The sequence below is a fragment of the Corynebacterium variabile genome (genome assembly GCF_006539825.1).
Taxonomy (GTDB): domain Bacteria; phylum Actinomycetota; class Actinomycetes; order Mycobacteriales; family Mycobacteriaceae; genus Corynebacterium; species Corynebacterium variabile.
In genome coordinates this window covers 294,170-318,340 of sequence record NZ_BJNT01000004.1, presented here as the reverse complement: position 1 = coordinate 318,340, position 24,171 = coordinate 294,170, and the positions used below count along the sequence as shown (strand labels likewise).

Annotated in this window: 25 protein-coding genes and 1 tRNA gene; 14 read left to right on the top strand and 12 right to left on the bottom strand. The window is 68.2% G+C overall.

Features of this window, described 5'->3' with window-relative positions; translation table 11 throughout:
- Together CVA01_RS03165 and nth are read right to left on the bottom strand one after the other, a co-directional pair.
- Positions 1–687, bottom strand: a complete 687-nt coding sequence (locus tag CVA01_RS03165) for a TlpA family protein disulfide reductase (protein ID WP_141328526.1) — start codon at positions 685–687, stop codon at positions 1–3.
- A complete protein-coding gene (gene nth / locus CVA01_RS03160; RefSeq protein WP_041630751.1) occupies positions 684–1,385 on the bottom strand; it encodes an endonuclease III in 702 nt (233 codons plus the stop codon). Before nth ends, CVA01_RS03165 begins: the two co-directional genes overlap by 4 nt.
- A gap of 157 nt (positions 1,386–1,542) precedes the next feature.
- Between nth and glxR the strand changes: the two genes are divergently transcribed.
- The 3 genes from glxR (at position 1,543) to CVA01_RS03145 (ending at position 4,137) form a co-directional block, all read left to right on the top strand.
- Positions 1,543–2,226, top strand: a complete 684-nt coding sequence (gene glxR, locus CVA01_RS03155; RefSeq protein ID WP_014010971.1) for a CRP-like cAMP-activated global transcriptional regulator GlxR — start codon at positions 1,543–1,545, stop codon at positions 2,224–2,226.
- A gap of 385 nt (positions 2,227–2,611) precedes the next feature.
- The gene (locus CVA01_RS03150) at positions 2,612–3,208 is read left to right on the top strand and encodes a TetR/AcrR family transcriptional regulator (RefSeq protein ID WP_244938113.1); all 597 of its coding nucleotides are present in this window, start codon (positions 2,612–2,614) and stop codon (positions 3,206–3,208) included.
- Complete coding sequence (locus CVA01_RS03145) at positions 3,205–4,137, top strand: DMT family transporter (RefSeq protein WP_073883479.1); 933 nt, start codon at positions 3,205–3,207, stop codon at positions 4,135–4,137. The genes CVA01_RS03150 and CVA01_RS03145 overlap by 4 nt, the downstream gene beginning before the upstream one ends.
- Positions 4,138–4,385: 248 nt before the next feature.
- Here CVA01_RS03145 and CVA01_RS03140 read toward each other — a convergent pair whose 3' ends face one another.
- The 4 genes from CVA01_RS03140 to CVA01_RS03130 form a co-directional block, all read right to left on the bottom strand.
- The gene (locus CVA01_RS03140; protein WP_014010974.1) at positions 4,386–5,222 is read right to left on the bottom strand and encodes an MBL fold metallo-hydrolase; all 837 of its coding nucleotides are present in this window, start codon (positions 5,220–5,222) and stop codon (positions 4,386–4,388) included.
- Between the two features lie 106 nt (positions 5,223–5,328).
- A complete protein-coding gene (locus CVA01_RS03135; protein WP_141328522.1) occupies positions 5,329–5,799 on the bottom strand; it encodes a RidA family protein in 471 nt (156 codons plus the stop codon).
- Between the two features lie 2 nt (positions 5,800–5,801).
- Entirely contained in the window at positions 5,802–5,954 is a 153-nt protein-coding gene (locus tag CVA01_RS14840) for a hypothetical protein (RefSeq protein ID WP_014010976.1), read from the bottom strand.
- Positions 5,955–5,977: 23 nt separating this feature from the next.
- Positions 5,978–6,358, bottom strand: a complete 381-nt coding sequence (locus tag CVA01_RS03130) for a WhiB family transcriptional regulator (protein WP_141328520.1) — start codon at positions 6,356–6,358, stop codon at positions 5,978–5,980.
- A gap of 466 nt (positions 6,359–6,824) precedes the next feature.
- On the opposite strand from CVA01_RS03130, the gene CVA01_RS03125 reads away from it, so the two are divergent.
- From CVA01_RS03125 to CVA01_RS03115, 3 genes are all read left to right on the top strand, one after another.
- Positions 6,825–8,915 carry a transglycosylase domain-containing protein gene (locus CVA01_RS03125; RefSeq protein ID WP_141328518.1) on the top strand — a complete coding sequence of 697 codons (2,091 nt, stop codon included), beginning with the start codon at positions 6,825–6,827 and terminating at the stop codon, positions 8,913–8,915.
- Between the two features lie 66 nt (positions 8,916–8,981).
- Positions 8,982–9,944 (top strand): metallophosphoesterase, encoded by a 963-nt coding sequence (locus CVA01_RS03120; RefSeq protein WP_141328604.1) that lies wholly within the window; start codon positions 8,982–8,984, stop codon positions 9,942–9,944.
- A gap of 111 nt (positions 9,945–10,055) precedes the next feature.
- Positions 10,056–10,129, top strand: a tRNA-Pro gene (locus CVA01_RS03115).
- Positions 10,130–10,297: 168 nt separating this feature from the next.
- Here the strand turns inward: CVA01_RS03115 and CVA01_RS15045 are convergent.
- Both CVA01_RS15045 and CVA01_RS03105 read right to left on the bottom strand, forming a co-directional pair.
- Positions 10,298–10,561: a hypothetical protein gene (locus CVA01_RS15045; protein ID WP_014010980.1), complete on the bottom strand. Its 264-nt coding sequence runs from the start codon at positions 10,559–10,561 to the stop codon at positions 10,298–10,300.
- A 19-nt stretch (positions 10,562–10,580) separates the two neighbouring features.
- Complete coding sequence (locus CVA01_RS03105) at positions 10,581–11,408, bottom strand: aldo/keto reductase (protein WP_014010981.1); 828 nt, start codon at positions 11,406–11,408, stop codon at positions 10,581–10,583.
- Between the two features lie 242 nt (positions 11,409–11,650).
- Between CVA01_RS03105 and CVA01_RS03100 the strand changes: the two genes are divergently transcribed.
- Genes CVA01_RS03100 through CVA01_RS03075 form a run of 6 tightly spaced genes read left to right on the top strand, consistent with a single transcriptional unit; the run spans position 11,651 to position 18,722 of the window.
- The gene (locus tag CVA01_RS03100; RefSeq protein WP_141328516.1) at positions 11,651–14,881 is read left to right on the top strand and encodes a DUF4040 family protein; all 3,231 of its coding nucleotides are present in this window, start codon (positions 11,651–11,653) and stop codon (positions 14,879–14,881) included.
- Entirely contained in the window at positions 14,878–15,303 is a 426-nt protein-coding gene (locus tag CVA01_RS03095) for a cation:proton antiporter subunit C (protein ID WP_014010983.1), read from the top strand. The genes CVA01_RS03100 and CVA01_RS03095 overlap by 4 nt, the downstream gene beginning before the upstream one ends.
- Positions 15,303–16,961, top strand: coding sequence for a monovalent cation/H+ antiporter subunit D family protein (locus CVA01_RS03090; RefSeq protein WP_141328514.1), 1,659 nt, complete (start codon positions 15,303–15,305; stop codon positions 16,959–16,961). The genes CVA01_RS03095 and CVA01_RS03090 overlap by 1 nt, the downstream gene beginning before the upstream one ends.
- Entirely contained in the window at positions 16,961–18,031 is a 1,071-nt protein-coding gene (locus tag CVA01_RS03085) for a Na+/H+ antiporter subunit E (RefSeq protein WP_141328512.1), read from the top strand. Before CVA01_RS03090 ends, CVA01_RS03085 begins: the two co-directional genes overlap by 1 nt.
- Complete coding sequence (locus tag CVA01_RS03080) at positions 18,028–18,306, top strand: monovalent cation/H+ antiporter complex subunit F (protein WP_014010986.1); 279 nt, start codon at positions 18,028–18,030, stop codon at positions 18,304–18,306. Before CVA01_RS03085 ends, CVA01_RS03080 begins: the two co-directional genes overlap by 4 nt.
- Before the next feature lie 5 nt (positions 18,307–18,311).
- On the top strand, positions 18,312–18,722 hold the full coding sequence (locus CVA01_RS03075; RefSeq protein ID WP_141328602.1) for a Na+/H+ antiporter subunit G: 411 nt from the start codon (positions 18,312–18,314) through the stop codon (positions 18,720–18,722).
- A gap of 182 nt (positions 18,723–18,904) precedes the next feature.
- Here CVA01_RS03075 and CVA01_RS03070 read toward each other — a convergent pair whose 3' ends face one another.
- Entirely contained in the window at positions 18,905–20,509 is a 1,605-nt protein-coding gene (locus CVA01_RS03070) for a catalase (RefSeq protein ID WP_141328510.1), read from the bottom strand.
- 145 nt (positions 20,510–20,654) lie between these two features.
- On the opposite strand from CVA01_RS03070, the gene CVA01_RS03065 reads away from it, so the two are divergent.
- The gene (locus tag CVA01_RS03065; RefSeq protein WP_244938112.1) at positions 20,655–21,305 is read left to right on the top strand and encodes an RNA polymerase sigma factor; all 651 of its coding nucleotides are present in this window, start codon (positions 20,655–20,657) and stop codon (positions 21,303–21,305) included.
- 13 nt (positions 21,306–21,318) lie between these two features.
- Here CVA01_RS03065 and CVA01_RS03060 read toward each other — a convergent pair whose 3' ends face one another.
- Entirely contained in the window at positions 21,319–21,684 is a 366-nt protein-coding gene (locus tag CVA01_RS03060) for a VOC family protein (protein ID WP_014010990.1), read from the bottom strand.
- Between the two features lie 112 nt (positions 21,685–21,796).
- On the opposite strand from CVA01_RS03060, the gene CVA01_RS03055 reads away from it, so the two are divergent.
- A complete protein-coding gene (locus CVA01_RS03055) occupies positions 21,797–22,873 on the top strand; it encodes a ferrochelatase (RefSeq protein WP_141328506.1) in 1,077 nt (358 codons plus the stop codon).
- Positions 22,874–22,887: 14 nt separating this feature from the next.
- On the opposite strand, the gene CVA01_RS03050 is transcribed toward CVA01_RS03055, so the two are convergent.
- The gene (locus CVA01_RS03050; RefSeq protein ID WP_141328504.1) at positions 22,888–23,355 is read right to left on the bottom strand and encodes a universal stress protein; all 468 of its coding nucleotides are present in this window, start codon (positions 23,353–23,355) and stop codon (positions 22,888–22,890) included.
- Between the two features lie 147 nt (positions 23,356–23,502).
- The gene (locus tag CVA01_RS03045; RefSeq protein ID WP_244938111.1) at positions 23,503–23,973 is read right to left on the bottom strand and encodes a universal stress protein; all 471 of its coding nucleotides are present in this window, start codon (positions 23,971–23,973) and stop codon (positions 23,503–23,505) included.
- Between the last annotated feature and the right edge of the window lie 198 nt (positions 23,974–24,171).

The following is a 24,171-nucleotide window of genomic DNA, read 5'->3' as shown; positions in this document are numbered from 1 at the left end:
TCAGACCGCGGCACCCATAAGTTCCTCGAGCTCCTCGACCGAGGTGATCTCCCCGGGATGGAAGGACGCCCGGCTCCCGTCCGCCCGGTAGATCACCGACACCGGAATGACCGAGGGCAGTTCGGCGGCGGCCGCGAAGGCTCCGTCGCTGTCCTGGAACGCCGGCAGCCGGGCGTCCAGATCCGCCAGCAGGTCCGCGCCCGCCTGGCCCTGTCCGTTGGCGTGGACGCCGACGATGTTCCACTCCGGGTGCTTCGCCGCGGCCTCGGTGAGCACGGGCAGCTCCGCCCGGCACGGCTGACACCACCAGGCCCACACATTGACCAGCGTGGGCTTGCCGGCCAGGGCCTGTGCCATCGAGGTCTCCGCGGCCCCGCCACCGTCGGTGAGGCAGGGCACGACGACATCCGAGAGTTCGGAATCCTGCGGATCGGAGCCGTCGCCGGTCGGGCAGTCGATGCGCTGGGCGTCCGGGACGGTGTAGCGGGTGCCGGTGGCGTCCACCGGCCCGTCGGGGGCGTCGGTCTCCTGGACTCCGGAGGTCGCTGCAGCCGTCGCGGGAGTCGAGGTCCCGGCGTCCTCCCCGGTCAGGGAGATCACCACCGGCACGGCGGCGACGCCCAGGCCCACGACCACGGCGCCGGCGAGCAGTGCGATGCGCGCCTTATTTGTTCCAGCCTCACTCACGCCGTCACCAGCTTCCCGGCGTCCGCCACATCCATCGGCCCCTCCAGCCCCGCCGAAGGGCACCGCCGGGCGAGGACGCAGACCCCGCACGCGGCCCTGCGCGAGTGGCATACACGCCGGCCGTGGAAGATGAGGCGGTGGGAGAACATGGTCCACTCCTTCTTCTCCACCATCGCGGTGATCTCCCGCTCGACGACCACCGGATCAGTCTCCGTGGTCAGGCCGAGACGGCGGACGAGGCGTCCTACATGCGTGTCAACCGGGAACCCCGGCACGCCGAAAGCATTGCCGAGCACCACGTTCGCGGTTTTGCGTCCCACCCCTGGCAGCGCCACGAGCTCCGGCAGTGTCCCCGGGACCTCGCCGCCGTATTCCTCGACCAGCGCGGCCCCCATCCTGATGAGGTTGGACGCCTTGTTGCGGAAGAACCCGGTGGGCCGGATCATCTCCTCCAGCGTCTCCCGATCGGCACCGGCGTAGGACACGGCGTCCGGGAACGCGGCGAACAGGGCCGGGGTCACCTGGTTGACGCGCTTGTCCGTACACTGGGCGGAAAGCACCGTGGCCACCAGCAGTTCCAGCGGGGTCGTGTAGTCCAGTTCGCAGTGAGCGTCCGGGTACTCCTCGGCCAGTGTGCGGTTGATCCACCGGGTACGTCGGGTACGCGCCAGGGGGGATTGGGGTGTGGGGACGGGCATGGCGACCCAGTCTAGTCGTCCGAGTTTCACCCCTGATCTCCCCGTGACCGTTCACACACTGTATTCTGTGCGGTAAACCATGCTGCCGGCTGGTTGTGACCAACCTGTCACCTCCGCCGACAACGGCAAAGCAGCTTCTACAGGAGTCTAACGAGCAATGGGCGAAGTACACGAGATCCTATCCCGTGCAGGCATCTTCCAGGGTGTTGAGTCGGCGGCCGTCAACACGCTGATCGAGCAGCTGGATTCGACGACCTTCCCCCGCGGCACCACCATCTTCGACGAGGGTGAGCCCGGTGACCAGCTGTTCATCATCACCTCCGGCAAGGTGAAGCTGGCCCGCCATGCCCCGGACGGTCGCGAGAACCTCCTGACCATCATGGGCCCCTCCGACATGTTCGGTGAGCTGTCCATCTTCGACCCGGGCCCCCGCACCTCTGCGGCGGTCTGTGTCACCGAGGTCACCGCGGCGACGATGAACTCCCAGATGCTGCACGACTGGATCCAGGCGCACCCGGAGATCTCCGAGCAGCTGCTGCGCGTGCTGGCCCGTCGTCTGCGCCGCACCAACAACGCCCTGGCCGACCTCATCTTCACCGACGTCCCCGGTCGTGTCGCCAAGGCCCTGCTGCAGCTGGCAAACCGTTTCGGTGTCCAGGAGGGTGGCGCGCTGCGCGTGCACCACGACCTGACGCAGGAGGAGATCGCCCAGCTCGTCGGCGCCTCCCGTGAGACCGTGAACAAGGCGCTGGCCGAGTTCGCCCACCGCGGCTGGATCCGCCTGGAGGGCAAGTCCGTGCTGATCTCGGACACCGAGCGCCTGGCCAAGCGCGCCCGGTAGTTCACGTCCGGCCCCTTCCTGTGGGCCGTTGAAGGGCCGACCCGTTTCACGGGTCGGCCCTTCCGGCATCGGCTCCCGTGTCGGGCCGGTCCCGCGTCGCCCCGGCCCTGTGTGGCGTCGGTCCTTGGCCATGCCGGTGTGCTTGTCCGGCATGTCCGTGAAGACCCGGCCAGGAACGGTGCACCCCTGGCACGGGAGGTACGCCTGATGTAGCTGGCCTACCGGGGTGTCCGAAGGGTAAATGGACGGAAGCTCCCCCGCAGCGGGTCACCACGGACGCGCACCCGTGCGCTCCCGCACACGTCAGCTTGCCTTCACCCGGTTAAGTAGGCAGACTGGGCTACATAGACGTGAAGTTAGACCCGGACCCCACCGGAGGCCCGCCTTGAGCAGCATCACCCCACGCCGACGCCCGGCCAGGGCGAAGCTCCTCGCCGCCGCCGAGGAGCTCTTCTATGCCCGGGGCACCGCCGCGACGGGGATCGACGCCGTCACCGAGCACGCGAATGTGGCCAGGAAGAGCCTCTACAATAACTTCGCCTCCAAAGACGAGCTCATCGCCGCCTGGTTGGAGCAGCGTCACGCCGACTGGCTCGCCTTCTACGCCGCCCGGTGCGACGGAACCACCCACCCCGCCCTCGCGGTGTTCGACGCCTACCTCGACCACGCGGCGTCCTCCGGACCTGATTTCCGCGGCTGTGGACTGCTCAACACCGCCGCCGAGTACCCCGCGGACTCCCCTGTCCGTGGCGTCGTCCGCCGCCACAAGGAGGAGGTCGAACAGCTGCTCGCCGAGGACGCCCCCGAGGACGCGGAGCTCCTGTCGTACCTCCTGGAAGGAGCCGTGACCAGGGCGGGGCTCGACGGCACCCCGGACCGGCTGCAGCGTGCGCGCGACATGGCGTCCACCATCCTCGCCGCACGCCAGAGCACCGCGCACCAGGTCGCGCAGGAAAGCACCACGCGACAGGCCGACGAGTGAGCACCCGGTCCACTCCGTCCACCCTCCCCGCACTGCTCGCTGTGATGACCACCGCCGTGCTCTGGGGCACGACGGGCACCGCCGCCACCCTCTCCGACGGGGTGGGGCCACTGGCCACCGGCGCTGCGGCACTGGGCATCGGCGGCATCCTCCAGGCGCTCATCGCCCTACCTGACCTGCGTCACCACCGGGATACTCTCCGTGACCGCTGGGGCATGGTTGTCCTCGGCGCACTGGCGGTCGTGGTCTACCCCCTGACCTTCTACAGCTCGATGCACCTGGCCGGCGTCGCGGTGGGAACGGTCGTTTCCCTGGCATCCGCCCCACTGTTCGCCGGGCTCCTGGAGTGGGGGACGACGCGGCGTCCTCCCTCACGACACTGGTTCTTCGCACTGGTACCGGGCGTGGTCGGCGCAGTCCTGCTGTGCACCTCGCACGGCGGGGAATCCGGGACAGTGAATGCCGACGGCGTGGTCCCCGGCGTTCTGCTGGGACTGCTGGCCGGAGCGTCCTACGCGTTGTACTCGTGGGTGTCGTTCCAGCTGATGGTCACCACCTCAGGACGCCCCGTCAGCCGCGGTGCGGCCATGGGTTCAGTCTTCGGCCTGGGCGGCCTGATGCTCCTGCCGGTGCTGGCGGTGACCGGCGGACCGGTCCTCGACTCGTGGCAGAACGTCGGCGTCGCGACGTACATGGCGCTGGTGCCGATGTTCCTCGGCTACGTGCTCTTCGGATACGGACTGACCAGGCTGGACCCGTCCACGGCGACGACGGTGACGTTGCTGGAACCTGCCGTCGCCGCGCTGCTGGCGGTCGTGGTCGTCGGCGAACAGCTCAGCGGCTCCGGCTGGGTCGGCATGGCGTGCGTGGCTCTGGCACTCGTCGTCCTCGTCGCACCCCGGCCAAGAACCCGGCGCGGACGCGGGTGAGGGTCTTACGCACCGGAAAATGCCCATGACGCAATAGCGATGTTCTCACAGGAAGTACCCCGTCGCGCCCATGCCGACATCCACGACAACTCCACCTCCGGCACCATCACGCCGAACCCACCACAGTCAAGGCCGCACAGTCGGCACCGCAGTCAGAATCACCGGCGCCCGCCCGGAACCTCACGGTCACGCGGCTGTTCGTCGTCGGACCCCTCGGCCCGGTCCTCGGCAACGCGACCTCACCGGCTCTAGTTCGTCGACAGCCCCAGGTAGTGCAGCGTCACGCGGGTGGACTGCTTCGCCGCCGACCGCAGCACCGGGTCGACGTCGGTGTAGATCTCGTCGACGATCTGGCCGACCGTGGCGTCCTCCCCGAGCTTCTCCACGGCCTCGGTGACCTGGGTGATGCGCTGTTCACGGCGGTTGATGTACTTCTCGACGACCTCGGCGGCGTCGTCCCGGTCGGGGCCGTGGCCCGGCAGCAGGCGGACACCGTGGCTGCGCTTGTCGAGCAGGCGCAGCGAATCGAGGTAGTCTCCCAGGTCGCCCGAGGTCTCCGAGATCATCGTGGTGTGGCGTCCCGCGAGGGTGTCGCCGCTGATGATGCCCTCCACGTCATCGTCGGTGCCGGCCGCGCCACCGGCACCGTGGATGAAGAAGCACAGGGAGTCGCCGGTGTGCCCCGGCGTGGCGACGACCTCGATGGTCGGGGTGAGACCGTCGAAGCTGATAAGTTCACCGTCTTCCAGCACCTCCCCGCCCGCGCACCAGCGCTTGTCCGCGGCACGGACCGGCGCACCGGTGAGCTGGCGGAACCGCGGCGCGCCGTCAGCGTGGTCGCCATGGTGGTGGGTGAGCAGGATCAGGGCGATCTCCGCGCCACCGGCCTCCGCCTGCGCCTGCAGCACATTGAGATGTCCCTCATCGTGCGGACCCGGGTCTACGATCACGGCGACACGGTCCCCCGGCGCACGGATGATCCAGGAGTTCGTACCTTCGAGAGCGGAGTAGCTGGGATTGTCACACAGCACCACTCCGGCTGACGGAGTGACGGGACGCAACTGGCTGTAAGCGGGATGCTCCATGCCCCTGATCCTACGTTGAATCAGGGGCCGGCTGCCGAAGATACGGGGGTAGGGCCGGGGTATCCGCGGGGTACCTACGGGGTATCCGCGGAGCGTCCGGAAGGAGCTACTCCGCGACGCGGACGATGAGCTCGACCTCGACCGGGCTGCCCAGCGGCAGTTCGGCGACGCCGACGGCACTGCGGGAGTGGGCACCGGCTTCGCCGAAGACCTCACCGAGCAGTTCGGACGCACCGTTGATGACGCCCGGCTGACCGCCGAAGCCCGGCGCGGACGCCACGAAGCCGACGACCTTGACGACCTGGACGACCTTGTCGATGCCGACGAGGGAGTCGACGGCGGCGAGAGCATTGAGGGTGGCGGTGCGGGCGTAGTCCTTGGCGTCCTCCGCGGAGACCGCGGCGCCGTCACCGACCGACCCGGTGGCGGGCAGCTCACCGTCGGTGAAGGGCAGCTGACCGGAGGTGAAGACCAGGTCACCGCTGCGCAGCGCCGGGACATAGGCCGCGACGGGGGCGGCGACGGGCGGCAGCGTGATACCGAGTTCCCCGAGGCGGGCGGAGACGGCGGTGGCCATGTCTACTTCTCCCGCTTCATGTAGGCGATGTGCTGCTCCCCGGTCGGGCCGGGCAGGACGGTGACCAGATCCCAGCCGTCCTCCCCCCAGGTGTCGAGGATCTGCTTGGTCGCGTGGGTGAGCAGCGGAACGGTGGCGTATTCCCAAGTAGTCATGGCCGCAAGACTACTGCACCGGACTATTCCGCGGACTGCGCGGCGGTGGAGGCGAGCTGACCGGCGAAGAAGTCGGCCCAGCTGGTGACCTCGGGGTGCTTGCGGAGCAGGGCACGGCGCTGACGCTCGGTCATGCCTCCCCAGACACCGAACTCGACGTTGTTGTCGAGGGCGTCCGCACGGCACTGCAGCACGACCGGGCAGTGACGGCAGATGGCGACGGCCTTGCGCTGGGCGGCGCCTCGGACGAACAGCTCCTCCGGGTCGACATTGCGGCAGTGCGCCTGGGTGATCCACTCCCCACGGTTGGTGAAGGACTCACGGGTCGTGACCTGACCGGCCGCCCGGCGGACGACCGTGTCGGTGGCATCTGCACGCTCAACGGGACGGAGTGAAGTGGTCATCGGAGAGTCCTCCAGTGATTTCGGGGATACCGCCGCGGAAGATCTCCTACGGCGGGTCAATCGGAAACTAGGTGTAAGTGTATTCACACAGAATTAGAAGTGTCTAATGGCTCATACTGGTCGGCATTGTGGGACAGGTCACCCATCCGCCGCCGCCAAGCATCACCTGTGATGATGTGACTGCCACCACACATTCGCGGCCATCCGTCAAACCCCCCGCTCCAGAATCGGCGTTCCCACTGGTCAGAGACCTGGTATCACAGGTGATACATCCGACGTCGACTCCCCCCGCCCTCCTGTACCGCACGTGACGCCGACCGCACGCGGATTCCATGGCATTCGCCCGATCCGACCACCCCCGTCACCACCCCCGGTGTGGCCGACGTCGCGCCTCCGGTGTCGGCCGGTGTCCGGCCGGTAACGTCGGAACGCGGGGAAACCGCGTCCCGGCGGATATTGTGGCCCCATGACAGGAACGGCCGAGAACCACCCGATGCCCCGCCTGCTGACCGCGGTGCTGCTCATCGCCGTGCTCACCGTCGTCGCCGCGCTGCCCATCGTCGGCGCTGCCACGCTGGTCACCCGTGAGGCCAGCAACACCGTCAACGAGGACTTCCGGGACATCGACGCCAACGCGTCCCTCCCCCTCGTCTCCACCGTCACCGACCGCGACGGCAATCCCCTCGCCCGGCTCTACGACCAGCGCCGCTACCAGGTCGGGTCCGACGAGATCTCCCAGAACGTGAAGGACGCCGTGGTCTCCATCGAGGACCGCCGCTTCTACGACCACGACGGGGTCGACGTCCGCGGCACGCTGCGCGCCCTGGCCGCCAACCTCACCAGCGGCAGCGTCGAGCAGGGGGCGTCCACGCTCGACCAGCAGTACATCAAGAACTACCTCCTGCTCATCGAGGCCACCGACGACGAGGAGCGGGACGCGGCCACCGAGACCTCCGCCGCCCGCAAGCTCCGCGAGATGAAGCTGGCCATCGACCTCGACAACAACTACAGCAAGGACGAGATCCTCACCCGCTACCTCAATCTCGTCTCCTTCGGCCACGGCGCCTACGGCATCGAGACCGCGGCACGGACCTATTTCGACACCACCGCCGCCGACCTCACCGTCGCCCAGTCCGCACTGCTCGCAGGCATGGTGCAGTCCACCACCAACCTCGACCCCTACGCCTATCCGGACGCCGCCCTCGCCCGCCGCAACACGGTGCTCGACGCCATGGTCGACACCGGCGCCATCAGCCCCGCCGACCGGGACTCCGCCGTCGACGACCCGCTCGGCGTGACCGAGGAGCCCTCCATCGAGCCCTCCGGCTGCATCAGCGCCGGCGACTCCGGCTTCTTCTGCGACTACGTCCTCGGCTACCTCGCCGACCACGATCTGCCTGTCGAGGAACTCAGCCAGGGCGGCTACACGATCCGCACCACCCTCGACCCGGACACCCAGGCGGCCGCCGTCTCCTCGGCGCGCAGTCAGGCCGCAGCGGACGCGGAGGGCGTCTCCATCTCCTCCAACTACATCGCACCCACCGAGGACACCCACGAGGTCGTCGCCATGGCGTCCTCCCGCGTCTACGGGCTGGACGCCGACGCCCGGGAGACCGTGATGCCGGTGACCCACTCGATGGTCGGTAACGGTGCGGGCTCCGTGTTCAAGCTCTTCGCCGCCGCCCGCGCCCTCGACGAGGGTCTGCTCGGCCTCGACGACACCGTGAAGGTGCCCTCCCGGATCGAGGTCGAGGGCATGGGCGACGGCGGTGCCGACGGCTGCCCGCCCGGGAAGTACTGCGTGGAGAACGCCGGCAGCTTCAAGTCCTCCATGACCCTGCGCGAGGCCCTGGCCACCAGCCCGAACACGCCGTTCGTCGACATCGCCCAGACAGTCGGCGTCACCTCGATGGTCGACCTCGCGGTGAAGCTCGGCCTGCGGTCCTACGCCGAACCCGGCAGCTTCGACGGCGAGACCTCCGTGCAGGACGCCGTCGCCGGCTCCAACATGGGTTCCTTCGTCCTCGGCCCACTGTCCGTCGACCCCCTGGAGCTGGCGAACGTCTCCGCCAGCCTCGCCGACAACGGCCGCTGGTGCGAGCCGACGCCCGTCCTCGAGGTCACCGACCGGGACGGCAAGGACGTCACACCGGACGCCGCGGACTGTGAACAGGCCCTCGACAAGAAGGTCGCCAACGCCCTGGCCAACGGCATGGGTGATGACGCCGGCAGCGGCACCGCAGCGACCGCGGCGAAGAGCTCCGGATGGTCGGCCCCGGTTTCGGCGAAGACGGGAACCACCGAATCCAACCTCTCCGCCGCATTCCTCGGCTTCATCCCGGGCCTGGCCGGTGCGACCTACGCCTTCAACGACGGCGGCACCGTGGCCGAACTGTGCACCTCCCCGCTGCGGCAGTGCGGGGCCGGCAATCTCTTCGGCGGCAATGAACCGGCCCGGACCTTCTTCCAGACCCTCACCGCGTCCGCCGGACGCTACGGCGGCGGGAAGCTCCCGGACCTCGACAGGTCCTACCTGCACGGGCGGGACCGTCGTTAGACTGGCCGGGTGAGCACTTCTTCCCTGCGTCCCCGCCCTGCCCGGAAATCCGACCGGAACTCGACACTGGCCTCCACCCTGCGCGCCGCGGCGCGGGTGACCACCGCCGCCGGCGGAGTCGCCGCCGCCACCGGCGCACTGACCGCCGCCGGCGGACTGCTGGGGACCCGCGACTTCATCCTCCACGAGGTGACCGCCCCCGTCCTCGCCCCGGGCACCTTCGACCGGCTGCGCCGCTTCCACGCGGACGCCTGGCCGGTCGGGCGCGACGACTTCACCATCCTGCACGTCTCCGACCTGCACATGCTGGACCACCAGAAGCTGAAACAGCGGTGGGTGGCGTCCCTCAACCAGCTGGACCCGGACCTGGTGGTCAACACCGGCGACAACCTCGGCGAAGAGCAGGCCGTGCCGGGCGTCCTGCGGGCACTGGGGCCGCTGCTGCGGCGTCCCGGCGTCTTCGTCTTCGGCAGCAACGACTACTACGCACCGCACCCGGTGAACCCGTTCAACTACCTGCTGGGGAAGAAGAACCCGCCGAGCGAGGTCGAGCTACCGTGGCGTGGCATGCGCGCCGCGTTCCTCGAGCACGGCTGGCAGGACGCCACCCACCACCGGACCGACTTCGCGGTCGACGGGCTGCGGCTCGCTGTCGGTGGTGTCGATGACCCGCACCTCAACCGTGACGACTACGACGCCCTCGGTGGCGGCCCGAACCCGGACGCTGACCTGGCGATCGGTCTGGCGCACTCCCCGGAGCCGCGGGTGCTCGACCAGTTCGCCGCCGACGGCTACCAGCTGGCGATGTCCGGCCACACCCACGGCGGGCAGCTGTGCCTGCCGGGTGGCCGGGCGATCATCACCAACTGCGGCATCGACCGGTCGCGGGTCGCCGGGCTCTCCCGGTGGTCCGAACGCATGGCACTGCACGTCTCCAACGGACTGGGGACGTCAAAGTACGTCCCCTTCCGTGTCTTCTGCCGGCCGTCGGCGACCCTGGTGCACGTCGTGGAGCGGCCCTCACAGTGAGAAGTTCACTACCCTGACCAGCCGCTTTGCGTGATCCCGGCCGGGTCGCCTATAGTTTGTCCTCGTTGCGACACGGGACGCCAGGACAATGGTGATCGTGCCGTTCCAGACCGGGGTATGGCGCAGCTTGGCAGCGCGCTTCGTTCGGGACGAAGAGGTCGTGGGTTCAAATCCCGCTACCCCGACAGCCAGAGGAACACCCTCCGACCTGCACCGCAGGACGGAGGGTGTTTTTCGTTGTGCGGGTCACCCCATCGAAGGCCTGTGCAGGTTTACGTTGCGTGAGGCCGCTCAACCCGGTTCAGATCGGCCTGGCGCGACGTAAACCTTCATCAGAGGGGACCAGGGAGGCTCTACTGCGCGACAGTCACGCCATCGAGCTCCACCGGCCCCTGTGTCAGGACCGTCCGACCATCGCGCTCGACCAGGGTGCCGAGCTCACGGCGGGTCACCGAGTCATCCGAGGAGTTGTAACCGTCGGAGATTTCAGCGGAGAGCACCCGGGTGCCGTCGGTCTCCATGCGCTGGGATTCGCGCGCAATGGACCTCCGCATGTCCGGCATGTTGAAGCCGCCAAGGTTGGCGTCCGGCGAGAAGCCCTCACCGTGCACCCGCATAACCTCACCTCATGTCGGTTCAGAACTCCTCGTAAACTGCCGGGTCCTGGTCCTTGCGCCGGCCGTCGGGGCGTCCCAGCGCGGTGATCGCCGCGATCTCGGCGTCGGTGAGGTCAAGCTGCAGAGACTCGAGATTCTCCTGCTGACGGGCCTGCGAGGAGGCCTTGGGGATCGCCACCGCACCCCGTGACCGGTGCCACGCGAGAATAACCTGTCCGGGGGTGACGTCATGGGCTGCTGCGGCGGCCGCCACCGGCGCAGCTTCCAGCACCTCGCCGCGGTTCAGCGGACTCCAGGACTCGGTGATGATGCCGTGGTCGGTGTTCCAGGCAAGGGCGTCAGTCTGTGGGAACTCGGGATGCAGCTCGATCTGGTTGACGACCGGCAGCTCCCCGGTCTCCCGTTCGAGGGTCTCCAGGTGCTCGGGCAGGAAGTTGCACACGCCGATGTGCCTGACCAGGCCGCGGTCGCGCGCCTCGATGAGCGCCTTCCATGCCTCGACGTAGAGCCCCTGGCCGGGATTCGGCCAGTGGATGAGGTAGAGGTCGACCGGGCCGATACCGGAGCGCCACACGCTTTCCTCGACGGTCGCCAGGGCGTCCTCCCGGTGCTGGTAGCGGCCCGGGAGTTTGCTGGTGTAGATGATCTCGTCGCGGTCGACGGTGCCGGCGGCCAGGGCGTCACGGATGCCGGCACCCACGGTGCCCTCGTTCTCGTAGTTGTAGGCGGAGTCGATGAGTCGGTAGCCGGTCTCGATCGCGGAGGTGACTGCGGCGCGCCCGGCCTCACCGCGGAGCTTGTAGGTGCCGAAGCCGATCGACGGCAGGAGAAGTTCGTCGGAAGTCATGCACCCGATGGTAGGACCTCTGTGACCGGCAGTGCAGAGGTGTGGTGCCTGCCACTGTGAGGTGTTCGACGGTCACCATCCGTGACCTGCAGCGCAGCCCGGAGTGTTCGCCTGTTACAGTAGAACCATCGCCTCCCCGCTCCGCAAGGTGTACCGCGTTCACGTGAACGGGTGTTGTCTGCGGCCGGTATTGGGCGAACCCACACGCACGCACTCCGACACAGTGAGGTGGTCCCGCGACCGTGACCCTGACGAGCCTCGTCCTCATACCGGTCATCCTCACCGTGGCCCTTATCCTCGTCCCCGTCCTGGTCCGTCTCCTCGACCGGGACGCCGGATGGCCGCTTGCGGCCCTGTTCACGGCCCTGGCGGTCTGGATCATCGCCGATCCTGACCTCGCCGCCGGCGTGATCGACGGCCGCACCGTCTCCTGGTCGACCACCTGGTTACCTGACGTCCTGCCCGACGGCGGAGACGTCTCCCTGTCGCTGCGTCTCGACGGTCTGTCACTGTTCTTCGTGCTCCTGGCCCTGGTCATCGGTGCCGCGGTCTTCGCCTACTCGGCCCGCTACCTGCACCGCACCACCGCAGACCACGGCGACGGTGTCATGAGCTTCTACGTGCTCATGTCCGCGTTCATGGTCTCGGTCGTCCTGCTGTTCCTCGCCGACGATGTCGCGGTCCTCTTCATCGCCTGGGAGCTCGTGTCCCTGGCGTCCTTCTTCCTCATCGCCCGCGCCGGACGCACCGGCGAGCCCGGAGCGATGCGCACGCTGCTGCTCACCTTCACCGGTGGTCTGAGCCTGCTCGTCGCCCTGGGTATCGCGGTCGCGACGACGGGTACCACGAGCCTCTCCGAGATCATCGCCTCGGACGTCTGGGGCGAGGACGCCGTGCGCACCGGCATCGTCGCCGCCCTCATCGCGCTGGCCGGCTTCTCGAAGGCCGCCCAGTTCCCCTTCCACGCCTGGCTGCCGGAGGCGATGGCCGCGATCACCCCGGTCTCCGCCTTCCTGCACGCCGCGGCCGTGGTCAAGGCCGGTATCTACCTGCTGATGCGGTTCTCCGGGGTCTTCCACGAGGTCACGGTGTGGAACCTCATGCTCATCATCTCGGGCATGTTCACCGCGTTCTTCGCGGCGGTCTTCGCGATGCAGAAGGCGGACCTGAAGAAGCTCACCGCCTACTCCACGGTCTCCCAGCTCGGCTGGATCGTCGCCACCATCGGTGTCGGCACCCCGGTCGCGCTCGCCGCCGCGGTGGTGCACACCGCCGCGCACGCATTGTTCAAGTCCTCCCTGTTCATGATCATCGGCGTCATCGACCACCAGGCCGGTTCCCGTGACATCCGGGATCTCGGGGTGCTGTGGCGGAAGATGCCGTGGACCTTCACCGGCGCGGTCGTCGCCGCGGCCTGCATGGCCGGTATCCCGCCGACCCTCGGCTTCGTCTCGAAGGAGGGCATGCTCGCCGCCTTCGAGGAGGCGCCGGTCGGTACCGCCGGCCAGATCGTCCTGCTCACCGCCGCCGGTATCGGTGCGGTGGCGACGCTGCTCTACTCCGCGAAGTACGTCCTCGGTGCCTTCGTCGACGGGCGTCCGCTCGACAGCGACAACCCCGACAGCCCCGAGGGCGCCGAGCGCGTCCCCTCCCCCTCCACGACCCCCGATGACGAGGTCCGCGAGGCGTCCCCGGTGTTCTGGCTGCCGGCGGTCCTGCCGGCGATCGCCAGCATACCGGCGGTCTGCGTCCTCGCTTTCTGGGACGTTCCGCTGGATGCCGTGGTCGCCGCCACCGGCATGGTGGGTGTCGAAGACCACCACTCCCACCTCGCCTTCTGGCACGGGTGGACGGTGCCGCTGGGCATCACCGCCGCGGTCATCGTCATCGGTGTCGCCCTGCTCTTCGCCCGCCACCGGATCTTCGCTGCGATGGAGCGGCGGCACCTGCTGCCGTTCACCGGAGCCGGCTTCATCTCGCTGACGGTCCAGCTCGCCAACCGGTGGGGACGTCTGGCCAACCGGCCGGGCAACTCGCTCAACCCGAACCGCCACCTCATCTGGATCTTCGCGATGGTGCTGCTGCTCGCCGGCGCCGCCTTCCTCGACGAAGAGGGCCTGCACCAGATCGGCAGCCTGCCGCCCCGGGTCGACGGCATCGACCAGCCCGGCGATCTCGCGGGCCTGGCGATGGTGCTGCTCGTGGTCATCGCGATCATCTCCACCCGATCCCGGTTCGGCTCGGTGATCCTGGTCGGTATCGCCGGCGCGGCGGTGTCCTGGATCATGCTGACCCTCGGAGCCCCCGACGTGGCCCTGACCAACCTCATGGTCGAGTTCGTGGTCACCGTCTTCCTCATGCTCATCGTCCGCCATCAGCCGCGTCTGTACCTGCGGGAAGGTGAAAACAGGGCGAAGTTCTCCATCGTCGCCGCCACCGTCGTCGGCCTCATCGTCTTCGTCGGCTCCTGGCTGCTCATCGGCCGGCACGGTCGACCGGAACTGTCGATGTGGTACCTGGAGAACGGCCCGGAGGAATCCGGGGCGAACAACATCGTCGCCTCGATCATCGTGGAGTTCCGTGGATTCGATACTCTCGGCGAGCTCTGCGTCCTCGGTATGGCCGGTATCGTCATCGCCGCGATCGTCAATTCCGTGCCCCGGTCGCCGGTCCCCGGCTACGGCCCGGGATCGAGCTCGGAACAGTTCCGCCGCAAGGGCACCACGAAGTTCCCCGACGTGCACAATGTCCCGGAGCTCGCCCCGTTCTACTCCCGCTACCTGCGCAGTACCTACCTGAACTCGGTGCTGGGCCGGATGGTGATGTGGCCGATGGCGGTGGTGCTGGTGATCTACTCGGCGGCCGTGTTCTGGCGCGGGCACCAGTCCCCCGGCGGTGGCTTCCTCGCCGCCCTGATCCTGGCCCTGGGCATCGTGTTCTGGTACCTGGTGCAGCCGACGTCCCGGACGGTCGGTGGAACGAACCTCGGCTACTACATCATCGGGTCGGGCATGCTGCTCGCGTTGGGTACCGGACTGATCGGCTACCTCGCGTCCGACGGCGCCGGATTCCTCACCCCGATCCACGGGTACATCCTCGGCGAGCACGTCACGACCTCCCTGATCTTCGACGCGGGCGTGTACCTCGCGGTCATCGGCACGGTGATCGTGGTGGTCAACATGCTGGGTGGACGCAACCGTCCCGGTGCCGACCCGAGCCGCGCCTCGAAGGCGGCCCCGGTCGAGGCCGGTGCCCCGGCGGCGCAGCCCGCGATGGCCTCCGTGTCCGAGACCTTCGGGGGATCGTCGGTGCCGTTGCACCCGGCGGAGGTCCGTAGAGCCAGGCAGGCCCAGGAAGCCCGGGACGCCCGGGACGCCGCAGCCGCCAAGGCAGCGGAGGCCGAAGACACCGAAGACACTGAGGACGCCGAGGACACCGAGGACACCACCGGAAAGAAGGAGAAGGACCAGTGATCATCTCAGCTGTCATCGCGATCCTCATCGCCGGTGGTGTGTACCTGGTTATGCAGCGCGGCATGGTGCGGATCATCATCGGCACCACGCTGATGAGCCACGGGGTGAACATCCTCCTGCTCGCCGCCGGCGTCGGCGCCTGGCGTGCCGACCCGATCGCCGACCGCACCGAGGTGGCGGACGCCGCGGACCCGCTCCCCCAGGCATTCGTCCTCACCGCCATCGTCATCTCCATGGCCGCGACCGCGGTCATGCTGGCGATGGCCGCCCTCGGCCGTGACGACGACACCACCTCCGCCGAGGACACCGAACGCGCCCAGCGCGAGTTCCGTTCCCTGGAGACACGGGGCCGGGCCGCCCACCACATCGACGAGCAGTCGCCGCAGGCCCGCCGGCGTCGACTGCGTGAGGAGGAGTACTGATGAACTTCCCCGCGGAGCTCCTCCCGGTCTTCATCTTCACCCCGCTGATCTCGGCGGGTATCGCAGCGATCCTCCCCTGGTCGTCGGTCCGACGCATCCTGTCCCTGCTCGTCCCGGCCGGCGGTGTCCTCGGCGGCGCCCTGCTGCTCGCCGCGGTCTCCGGAGCCGGTGACAGCGGGGACGCCAGAACCGACGTCCTGTCCACCGGTATCGGACAGTTCGCCGGCGGTGTGGCCATCCCGCTCGCCGCGGACACCCTGTCCGCCCTGATGATCATCACCACCTCGGTCGTCGCCCTGGCGGCCAACTGGTTCGCCGAGGTGGTCGGCGAGAACCGCGCCCGGTTCTTCCCCGCGATGACGCTCATGCTGCTCGGCGGTGTGTGGGGCGCACTGCTCACCGCCGACCTGTTCAACCTCTTCGTGTTCATCGAGATCATGCTGATGCCCTCGTTCGGGCTGCTGACCATGACCGGCACCTGGGCCCGCCTCGCCGCGGGACGGGCGTTCATCCTGGTCAATCTGATGACCTCGATGTGCCTGCTGGCCGGCGTCGGCCTTGTGTACGCCGTCATCGGCACCACGAACCTCGCCGCACTCGCCGGCGCGGCCGGGCCTCGCGCTTCAGGGGCGACGGGCTCCGGCTTCGACGACGGTGTCTTCGGCACCCAGTGGCAGCTGTGGATGGCTCTCGGCATGGTGCTGCTCGCCCTGTGCGTGAAGTCCGGTTCCACCCCGGTGCACAGCTGGCTGCCCCGCTCCTACAGCTCGACCTCACCGACGGTGATGGCCCTGTTCTCCGGTCTGCACACCAAGGTCGGCGTGTACGCGGTACTGCGCGTCTACATGACCGTCTTCGACGGCGACCAGCGGTGGGCGCTGCCCATCCTCGCCTTTGCCGTCGCCGGCATGCTCATCGGCGGTTTCGCCGGCCTGGGCGAGGCGTCACTGCGCGGCGTCATCGCCTACCAGATGGTCAACGGTATCCCGTTCATCCTCGTGGCTCTGGCGTTCCTCTCCGGGGACGCCGAACTGATGCTCTCCGCGGCGATCTTCTACATGCTGCACCACATGATCAGCGCCGCAGGGATGATCCTGTCCGCCGGTGCGATCGAGGAGACCTACGGCACCGGCCGGCTGCGCAGGCTCTCCGGTCTGATGCGCCGGGATCCGCTGGTCTCCACGGTCTTCGCCGCAGCGGCACTGTCGCTGGCCGGTCTGCCGCCGTTCTCCGGCCTCTGGGGCAAGCTCATGCTGGTCCTGGGGATCAGCGAGGACACCGGCTGGAAGGTCTGGATCGGACTGGCGGCGGTGGTCGTCGCCTCGGTCGGCGCCCTGCTCAGCCTGCTGTACGCGTGGCGCAAGGTCTTCTGGGGCCGCCCGATGGACCCGCAGGACATGGACCCGACCCTGGCGGTCAGCGGCTCGATGACCCTGCCCTCGGCGGCACTGATGGTGCTGAGCCTGGTGATGTTCCTCGGCGCCGGTCCGGTCTCCGGATGGACGCGGGACGCCGCCTCAGGGCTCACCGACACCACCGCCTATGTCGAGGCGGTGCTCGGCGATCCTGACGAGGCCGTCGGCGTGGTCCTGCCGACCGATGTCCTGATGACGCCCTACGACCCCTCCGACGACCACTCTGAAGGAGGTGACCGGTGATGGCCCGCCGATCCGTCCGCTCCGTTCTGCGGTCGACCGTCCATGTGGTGTCCTACGGCACCTGGCTGGTCGGTCAGATCATCAAGGAGTCCCTCATCATGGCGAAGGACACCTTCACGACCGGTCGCAACATCGCGCCGGTGATCCTCTACTACCCGCTGCGCGTCACCGACGAACGCGACGTCGCCGCCTTCATCGCGTCGATCACCATGACACCCGGCACCCTGGCGCTCGGCGTCACCGGGCCGAAGGAGGTCGACGCTGACGCGGAGTCCGGCAAGTTCAACCCACGAGACATCGGTGCGACCGGCCCGAAGGAGTTCCGGACGCACGGCCTGCCCCGCGTGCAGCGCTTCCTCGCCGTCCACGCCATGTACGGTTCCGACCCGCAGGAGTTGCTCCACGGGCTGGCCGTGATGGAGGCGAAGATCGCCCCCGAGGTGAAGCAGAAGTCCCCGGAGTTCGACGTCGAGCACCTGGTGGAGCGTGGCGTCCCCGGTCCGCGTGGGTACCGCGGTACCCACGGTGGTCGTGCCAGCGAGGACAGTGTCTTCGCCGTCGAGAAGGTCGATTCGACACCGCACGCCAATGCCTTCGTCGCCGCGATCATGCGGGCCGAGGATGAGCTCGATGTCGCTGATCTGCCGGACCTGTCGAAGGCGGAGCGGGAGAAGATCGCCCGTGAGCACGCCGAGAAGATGTCGGCCCAGCGCAAGGCCGAGCAGAAGAAGCGTCGGGAAGCCCGCGCCGCACTCGCGGCGTTGGGCGACGAGGACGCCTCGGTCTACGAACGCGCGGCCGAGGGTATCGCCACCGGCCGTCCGATGACGGAGACCGAGGAGGCCGCGGATGCTGTGGCCGGCGACGGGAGCGGGACCACCGGTGCGTCCGGCGACGGAGAGTCCGCGAAGGACCGGAAGATGAAGCGGAAGCACCCGGGAACCCCGGCGAACGCCTCGCTCATCAACGCCTTCGAGACCCGCGCGAAACTGCCTCAGCCCCGGCTCAACCTCAGCCGACGGAAGAACAGCCCGAAGAAACCCGAGGAGTCCGAGGAGGACGACAAGTGACCCCGACACATCTCCTGTGGATCTTCGCCGGTGTGGCCGCCGCGATCATCGGCGTGTCGATGCTGGTGGTGCTGTGGCGTGCGGTGACCACCCGCAATGACGCCCGACGCGCCGTCCTCGCCGACATCATCTTCGTGACCGTCATCGCCGGATTCCTGGTGTACACCCTGTTCCAGCGGTCCGCGATCGTTTACGACGTGGTGCTCATCGCCGGACTCGGTGGCGCGATCAGCACGATCTCCTTCGCCCGCATCCTGACCCGCGGAAGGCGGTGACCGACATGAACCCGTCCCTGACACTCCTGGCCGCCGAGGCCGGGCAGATGCGCGAGTACCACGACCTGACCTGGTGGGGCGCGGTGGTGGTGGGCGTCTTCGCCCTGGCCGGCGCACTGTTCATCCTGGTGTCGGCGGTGGCGATGTACCTTGCGCCGGACGCCCTGAGCCAGGTGAACATGCTGGGCCCGGCGATGAGCATGGGCCTGCCGCTGCTCATCATCTCGCACCTGACGTACTCGTGGATGACCGGGGGATTCGCCCTCGGTGAACTCCTGGAGGCGGTGGGGGCGATCGGTGCCCTGCTGGTGGTCCAGGCGGTGGGCTCCTACGTGGTGGGACGCGCCCTGCATGCGACCCACTGGGACCACACCGTCCCGCTCTCCGGCGGCGAGAGGGAGCCCGAGAAGGACTGAGTTCTTCCGCCCCATGCACGCAGCTCACCCTCTCCCGCGCCTCCCCCTCCGCAATGTCGAGTTCGCACCCTCACAGGCATCTGAAACCTACTTCAACATGCCGGTGAGGGTGCGAACTCGTCATAGGAGGCTCCTGGGGCACGAAGCGCTATCCGCTCCCGCCCGTCGGCCCCGGGGGTGCGTCAGCTGTTCCTGAGCTCCGTATAGATCTCCTTCACACGGTCGCGCAGGTTCTCGTCCACGTGACCCCAGTACACCCAGCACTGGCCCTCGACCTGCTCGGAGACCCCCTGCATGGCGCGGGCGATGTTGCCGGCCAGGCGCTCACGGGCGGCGTCGTCCAGGACCTCGCGGACCAGCTGACCGGCCTGGATGAAGTCATCGTCGTCGCGGTGGCGGATGTAGGCCCCACGGGTGAGGTCACCGCCGTAGTTCTCGTCGAACAGGCCCAGGTCGTCGGCCTGGCCGGTGGCGGACTCCGCACCGCGTCCGAAACCGTACTTCGACTGTCCCTGCTCCACGCCCTGCTCGACGGCGCCGGAACCGTCGTCCACGTCATCGACGCCCTCGGGCCGGTCATAGCGGTTCGGGGAGTAGGTCGGGGTGCCGGCCGCGGGGAACTCGTAGGCGGCCGCACCGTCCTTGGCGGTGTAGAAGTTGCGGTTCTCGACGACCGGACGGTTCACCGGCAGCTGGCTGAAGTTCACACCGAGGCGGTAGCGCTGCGTGTCGGCGTAGGCGAACGTCCGGGCCATGAGCATCTTGTCCGGGGAGAAGCCGATGCCGGGCACGATGTTCGACGGCGCGAACGCGGCCTGTTCGATCTGGGCGAAGAAGTTCTCCGGGTTCCGGTTCAGCGTGAAGTGGCCGACCGGGATCAGCGGGTAGTCCTTCTGCGACCAGGTCTTCGTCAGGTCGAAGGGGTTCCAGCGGTACCCCTCGGCCTCGTCGAGCGGCATGATCTGAACCTTGACGTCCCAGGTCGGGAAGTCGCCGCGCTCGATCGCCTCGTACAGGTCGGCGCGGCTGTGGTCGAAGTCGCCGGAGCCGACGACCTTGCCGGCCTCCTCGTCGGTGAAGAACTCCCAGCCCTGACGGGTCTTGAAGTGGTACTTCACCCAGAACCGCTCACCGGAGGCGTTGATCCACTGGTAGGTGTGCGAGCTGAAACCGTCCATGTGCCGCAGATCCTTCGGGATACCGCGGTCGCCCATGAGGTAGGTGACCTGGTGGGCGGACTCCGGGCTGCGGGTCCAGAAGTCCCACTGCATGTCGGCACTGCGCAGCCCGTTGGTGAGCCGCTTCTGGGAGCGGATGAAGTCCGGGAACTTCATGCCGTCACGCATGAAGAACACCGGGGTGTTGTTGCCGACGATGTCGTAGTTGCCCTCCTGCGTGTAGAACTTCAGCGAGAAGCCGCGGACGTCTCGGACGGTGTCGGGGAAACCCTGCTCGCCGGCGACGGTCGAGAAACGGCCGAGCATCGGGGTGACACGGCCCGGCTGGAACAGGTCGGCCTTCGTGTAGGCGGTGACGTCCTCGGTGACCGTCAGTTCACCGAAGGCGCCGGTGCCCTTGGCGTGCACGTTGCGCTCCGGGATGCGCTCCCGGTTGAAGTGGGCGTGCTTCTCGATGAGGTGCGTGTCGGTCAGGGCGATGGGGCCCTGCTCCCCGACCGTCACGGAGTGCTCTTCGGTCCGCACCGGCGCGCCGTTGACGTTCGTCGACGGGCCTGCGTAGGGGCAGACGCCGCGGGCGGCGATCTCGGCGGATGTGGGGTCAGTCATGGACTTCTCCTGTCGTTGTGTGGATTCCTCTTCCGCCTCCCATTATACGCCGACTATCCGAATGGTCAATGAATAAACTATTAACAATAGTGGGTAACTTATCGGACCGCGTCGGGTTGCCCCGTCAGGTGCTAGAGTGACCGATGTGCGAGACCATTTTTCCCGACGCCGCGGGGCGGCAGCGTCCGACCGGACTGACGCCGATGCCGCGGTCACGGACCTGGCCCTGAAGGCCGGTGCCGGTGACCGCCAGGCACTCTCCGAGTTCATCGAGGCGACCCACGACGACGTGTGGCGCCTGCTCGCGCATCTCGCGGACACCGACCGCGCCGACGACCTCACCCAGGAGACCTACCTCCGCGTCCTCGGGGCACTTCCCCGGTTCGCCGCCCGTTCCTCGGCACGTACCTGGATCCTCTCCCTGGCCCGCCGGGTGTGGGTGGACAGCGTCCGCCACGACATGTCGCGTCCCCGCAAGTCCGTGGAGGAGTGGGAAGACGCCGCCGGGCAGTCCCCGTCCCCCGACACCACCGGCGACCAGGCCTGGGCCGAGCTGGTGGACGCCCGGGCACTGCTCGACAACCTCGCCCCCGACCGTCGTGAGGCCCTGACCCTGACCCAGGTGCTGGGCTACTCCTACGCCGAGGCCGCCGACATCTGCGGCGTGCGCGTCGGCACGATCCGTTCCCGCGTCGCCCGGGCCCGTGCCGACCTGCTCGAGGCACAGAAAGAGGCACAGAAGAATGCCCGCCGCCCCGGTGACGGGACAACGGGCGGGCACCTGCGACTGGCCTGACCGGCCGTCGCGTCTACCGGTGCAGCGACCGGTAGAAGACGATGCCGTTGCCCTCGTTGTCGTAGACCACGGCACGACGCTCATGGGCGTCATCGTGGCCCTCCTGGACGACCGCGCCCCCGTTGGCGTCCACGAGTCCGGCGTCCCGGTCCGGGTCATCGGACTTGATGCCGACGACGACCTTGCCCGGGATCGGGTGGTCGATCGGGGTGCAGAGCGCGAGGGTGATCTGGCCGGCGTCGAGCGCGGCGAAGTGCGAACCGTCCCGGAACTTCAGCGGGAAGCCGAGGACCTCGGTGTAGAAGGTCACCGAGGCGTCGATGTCCTCGGTGGACAGGAAGATGAACTTCAGTTCGCGGGTGGGGGTCTCTTCAGCCATGGGTGTACTCCTGGGTTGTGGTGATGCTGACCGTTCCGACGCTACTCCCGCCCGCTCCCCCTGCGCCCCGGCATTTCGGATCCCCACCACCCCCGCGGGTAGGCTGACTTTCATGGCTGAACCGGCGTCACAGACTCCCCACCGCGCACTTCTCGTCCTGTCCTTCGGGGGTCCCGAGAAGAACGAGGACGTCATCCCGTTCCTCGAGAACGTGACCCGCGGCCGCGGCATCCCCCGCGGGCGTCTCGCCGAGGTCGGCGAGCACTACTTCGCGATGGACGGCAAGAGCCCCATCACCGACCAGAACCGGCACATCATCGCCGACCTGGAGTCACTCATCGCCGAGCGCGTCGCCCCGCTGGGCATTGACCTGCCGGTCTACTTCGGTAACCGAAACTGGTACCCCTTCGTCGAGGACACGGTCGCCCAGATGGCGCGCGACGGCGTCACCGAGGCCCTCGTCCTCGCGACCTCCGCCTGGGGCGGCTACTCCGGGCACGCGCAGTACCTGGAGGACATCGCCCGGGCCGAGGAATCCTGCCGCGAGGCCGGCCTCACTCCCCCGGCGATGACGAAGATCCGCCCCTTCCACGACCACCCGCTGTTCGTCTCGGCCTTCGCCCGGCTGGTCGACGAGACGCGCGCATCCATGCCTGCCGACCGGCAGAAGGACGCCAGGCTCCTGTTCACGGCGCACTCCATCCCGGTCAGCGCCGACGAGACCTCCTCGGCGGACACCACCCACCGCTACTCCGGCCAGGTCCTCACCGCCGCCCGCGAGATCCGGGAGCTCTCCGGCTTCGCCGTCGACGGTGCCGAGGGCGCGGACGTGGAACTCGTCTGGCAGTCCCGCTCGGGCCCGCCGCACATCCCGTGGCTGGAGCCGGACATCTGCGACTACCTTCAGGCCACGGTCGCCGGCGAGGGCATGGCGGACTTCTCCGGGACACTCACCGGCGGAACCACACCCGGCGGCGACCGACGTCCGGTCCTGCTGTGCCCGGTCGGGTTCATCACCGACCACATGGAGGTCATCTGGGACCTCGACACCGAGGCCCGAGACACCGCGGCTGAGCTGGGCGTCCCGCTGGTGCGCGTACCCACCCCGGGCTTCGAGCCGGAGTTCCCCCGGATGATCCTCGATCTCGTCCACGAGCACTGGCCGGACGTGCCCGGCGAGGACGCCTGACCCGCCGGTAGGCCTCAGTGCGTCGTATTGGCGATGTAGAGGTCACACGTCGCCCCGGAGGCGACCTTGCGTGCCACGCTGCCCGGTACCCGGGACACGCCCCTGATGTTCTTGTTATCCACCACGATCACGTCGGCGTCCAGTTCCTCGGCCTTGCGTAGCAGCGCCTCGGCCGGTGCACCCGGGACAGCGGAGACGTCGATGGTCAGGCCGGGGTGCGACTCGCGGAGGATCGCGGCCACCGATGCCCCCACCTGCTCGGAAGCCTTCGCCACGCCGTCGATGAGCTTCCTGGACTCCGCCTTGCTCGTCCGCCCGGAGCTGTGGCTGCGGATGGTGCTCAGCGCGTCGGTGCTGCTGGTGCTGTAGGCACTGCAGATGTGCAGTACCGCACCGGAGTTCTCGGCGAGTTCCGTCGCCTTCGCCGCCGCCCGGAAAGCGGTCTGGCTCGCATCCACCCCGGTCACCACAGTTCTGGTCATAGTCGACCTTCCGGTTCTGGCGGTCGGGGCACCGTGCCCCGGCCACTGTGCCGACTGACGGACATGACCCCGCATCCCACATCCTCGTAATGTGTGATCACAAAACTACCGACGGAGGGGTGCCGCGCACAACCCCGCCGAGAACACCTAGTAGGAGGTGTTGGCGATGTAGAGGTCACACGTCGCCCCGGAGGCGACCTTGCGTGCCACGCTGCCCAGGATGCGGGACACACCCTTGATGTTCTTATTGCCCACCACGATGACGTCGGCGTTGAGCGCCTCCGCTTTGTGGAGCAGCACATCGGACGGGGTTCCGGCCATCGACGAGACCTCGATCGTCAGGGACGGGTGCGACTGTCGCAGGATCTCCGCCACGGATTCCGCGACACGGAGGGACGCATCAGCGACTCCGTCGATGAGTTTCTGGAACTCCGCGGAGATGACCCGGTTGGAGTTCTGTGCGCTCTGGGCCTCACTGAGCGCGTCGGAGCTGGCTGAGCTGTAGGCGGTGCAGATGTGGAGCACCGCTCCGGAATCCGCGGCGAGCTGGGCCGCCTTCTGCGCCGCCTTGAACGCGGTATCGCTCGCGTCCACTCCGGTCACGATCATCCTGGTCATGGTTCACCTTTCGGGTCCGAGGTCGTCGACGTCATCGAAGTGGTCGAAATCGTCGAAGTCACTGCAGTGGACCCCTGGTGAAGGTCCCCGGCTGCGGCGATGTGCAGTTCCGAAACTACAAGGGTGGGTACACTCCGGCCAAGGCCGGACGCCGTGTCCCCGGACACAGCTGAGTCAGGAGACTCCCAGCAGCAGCTG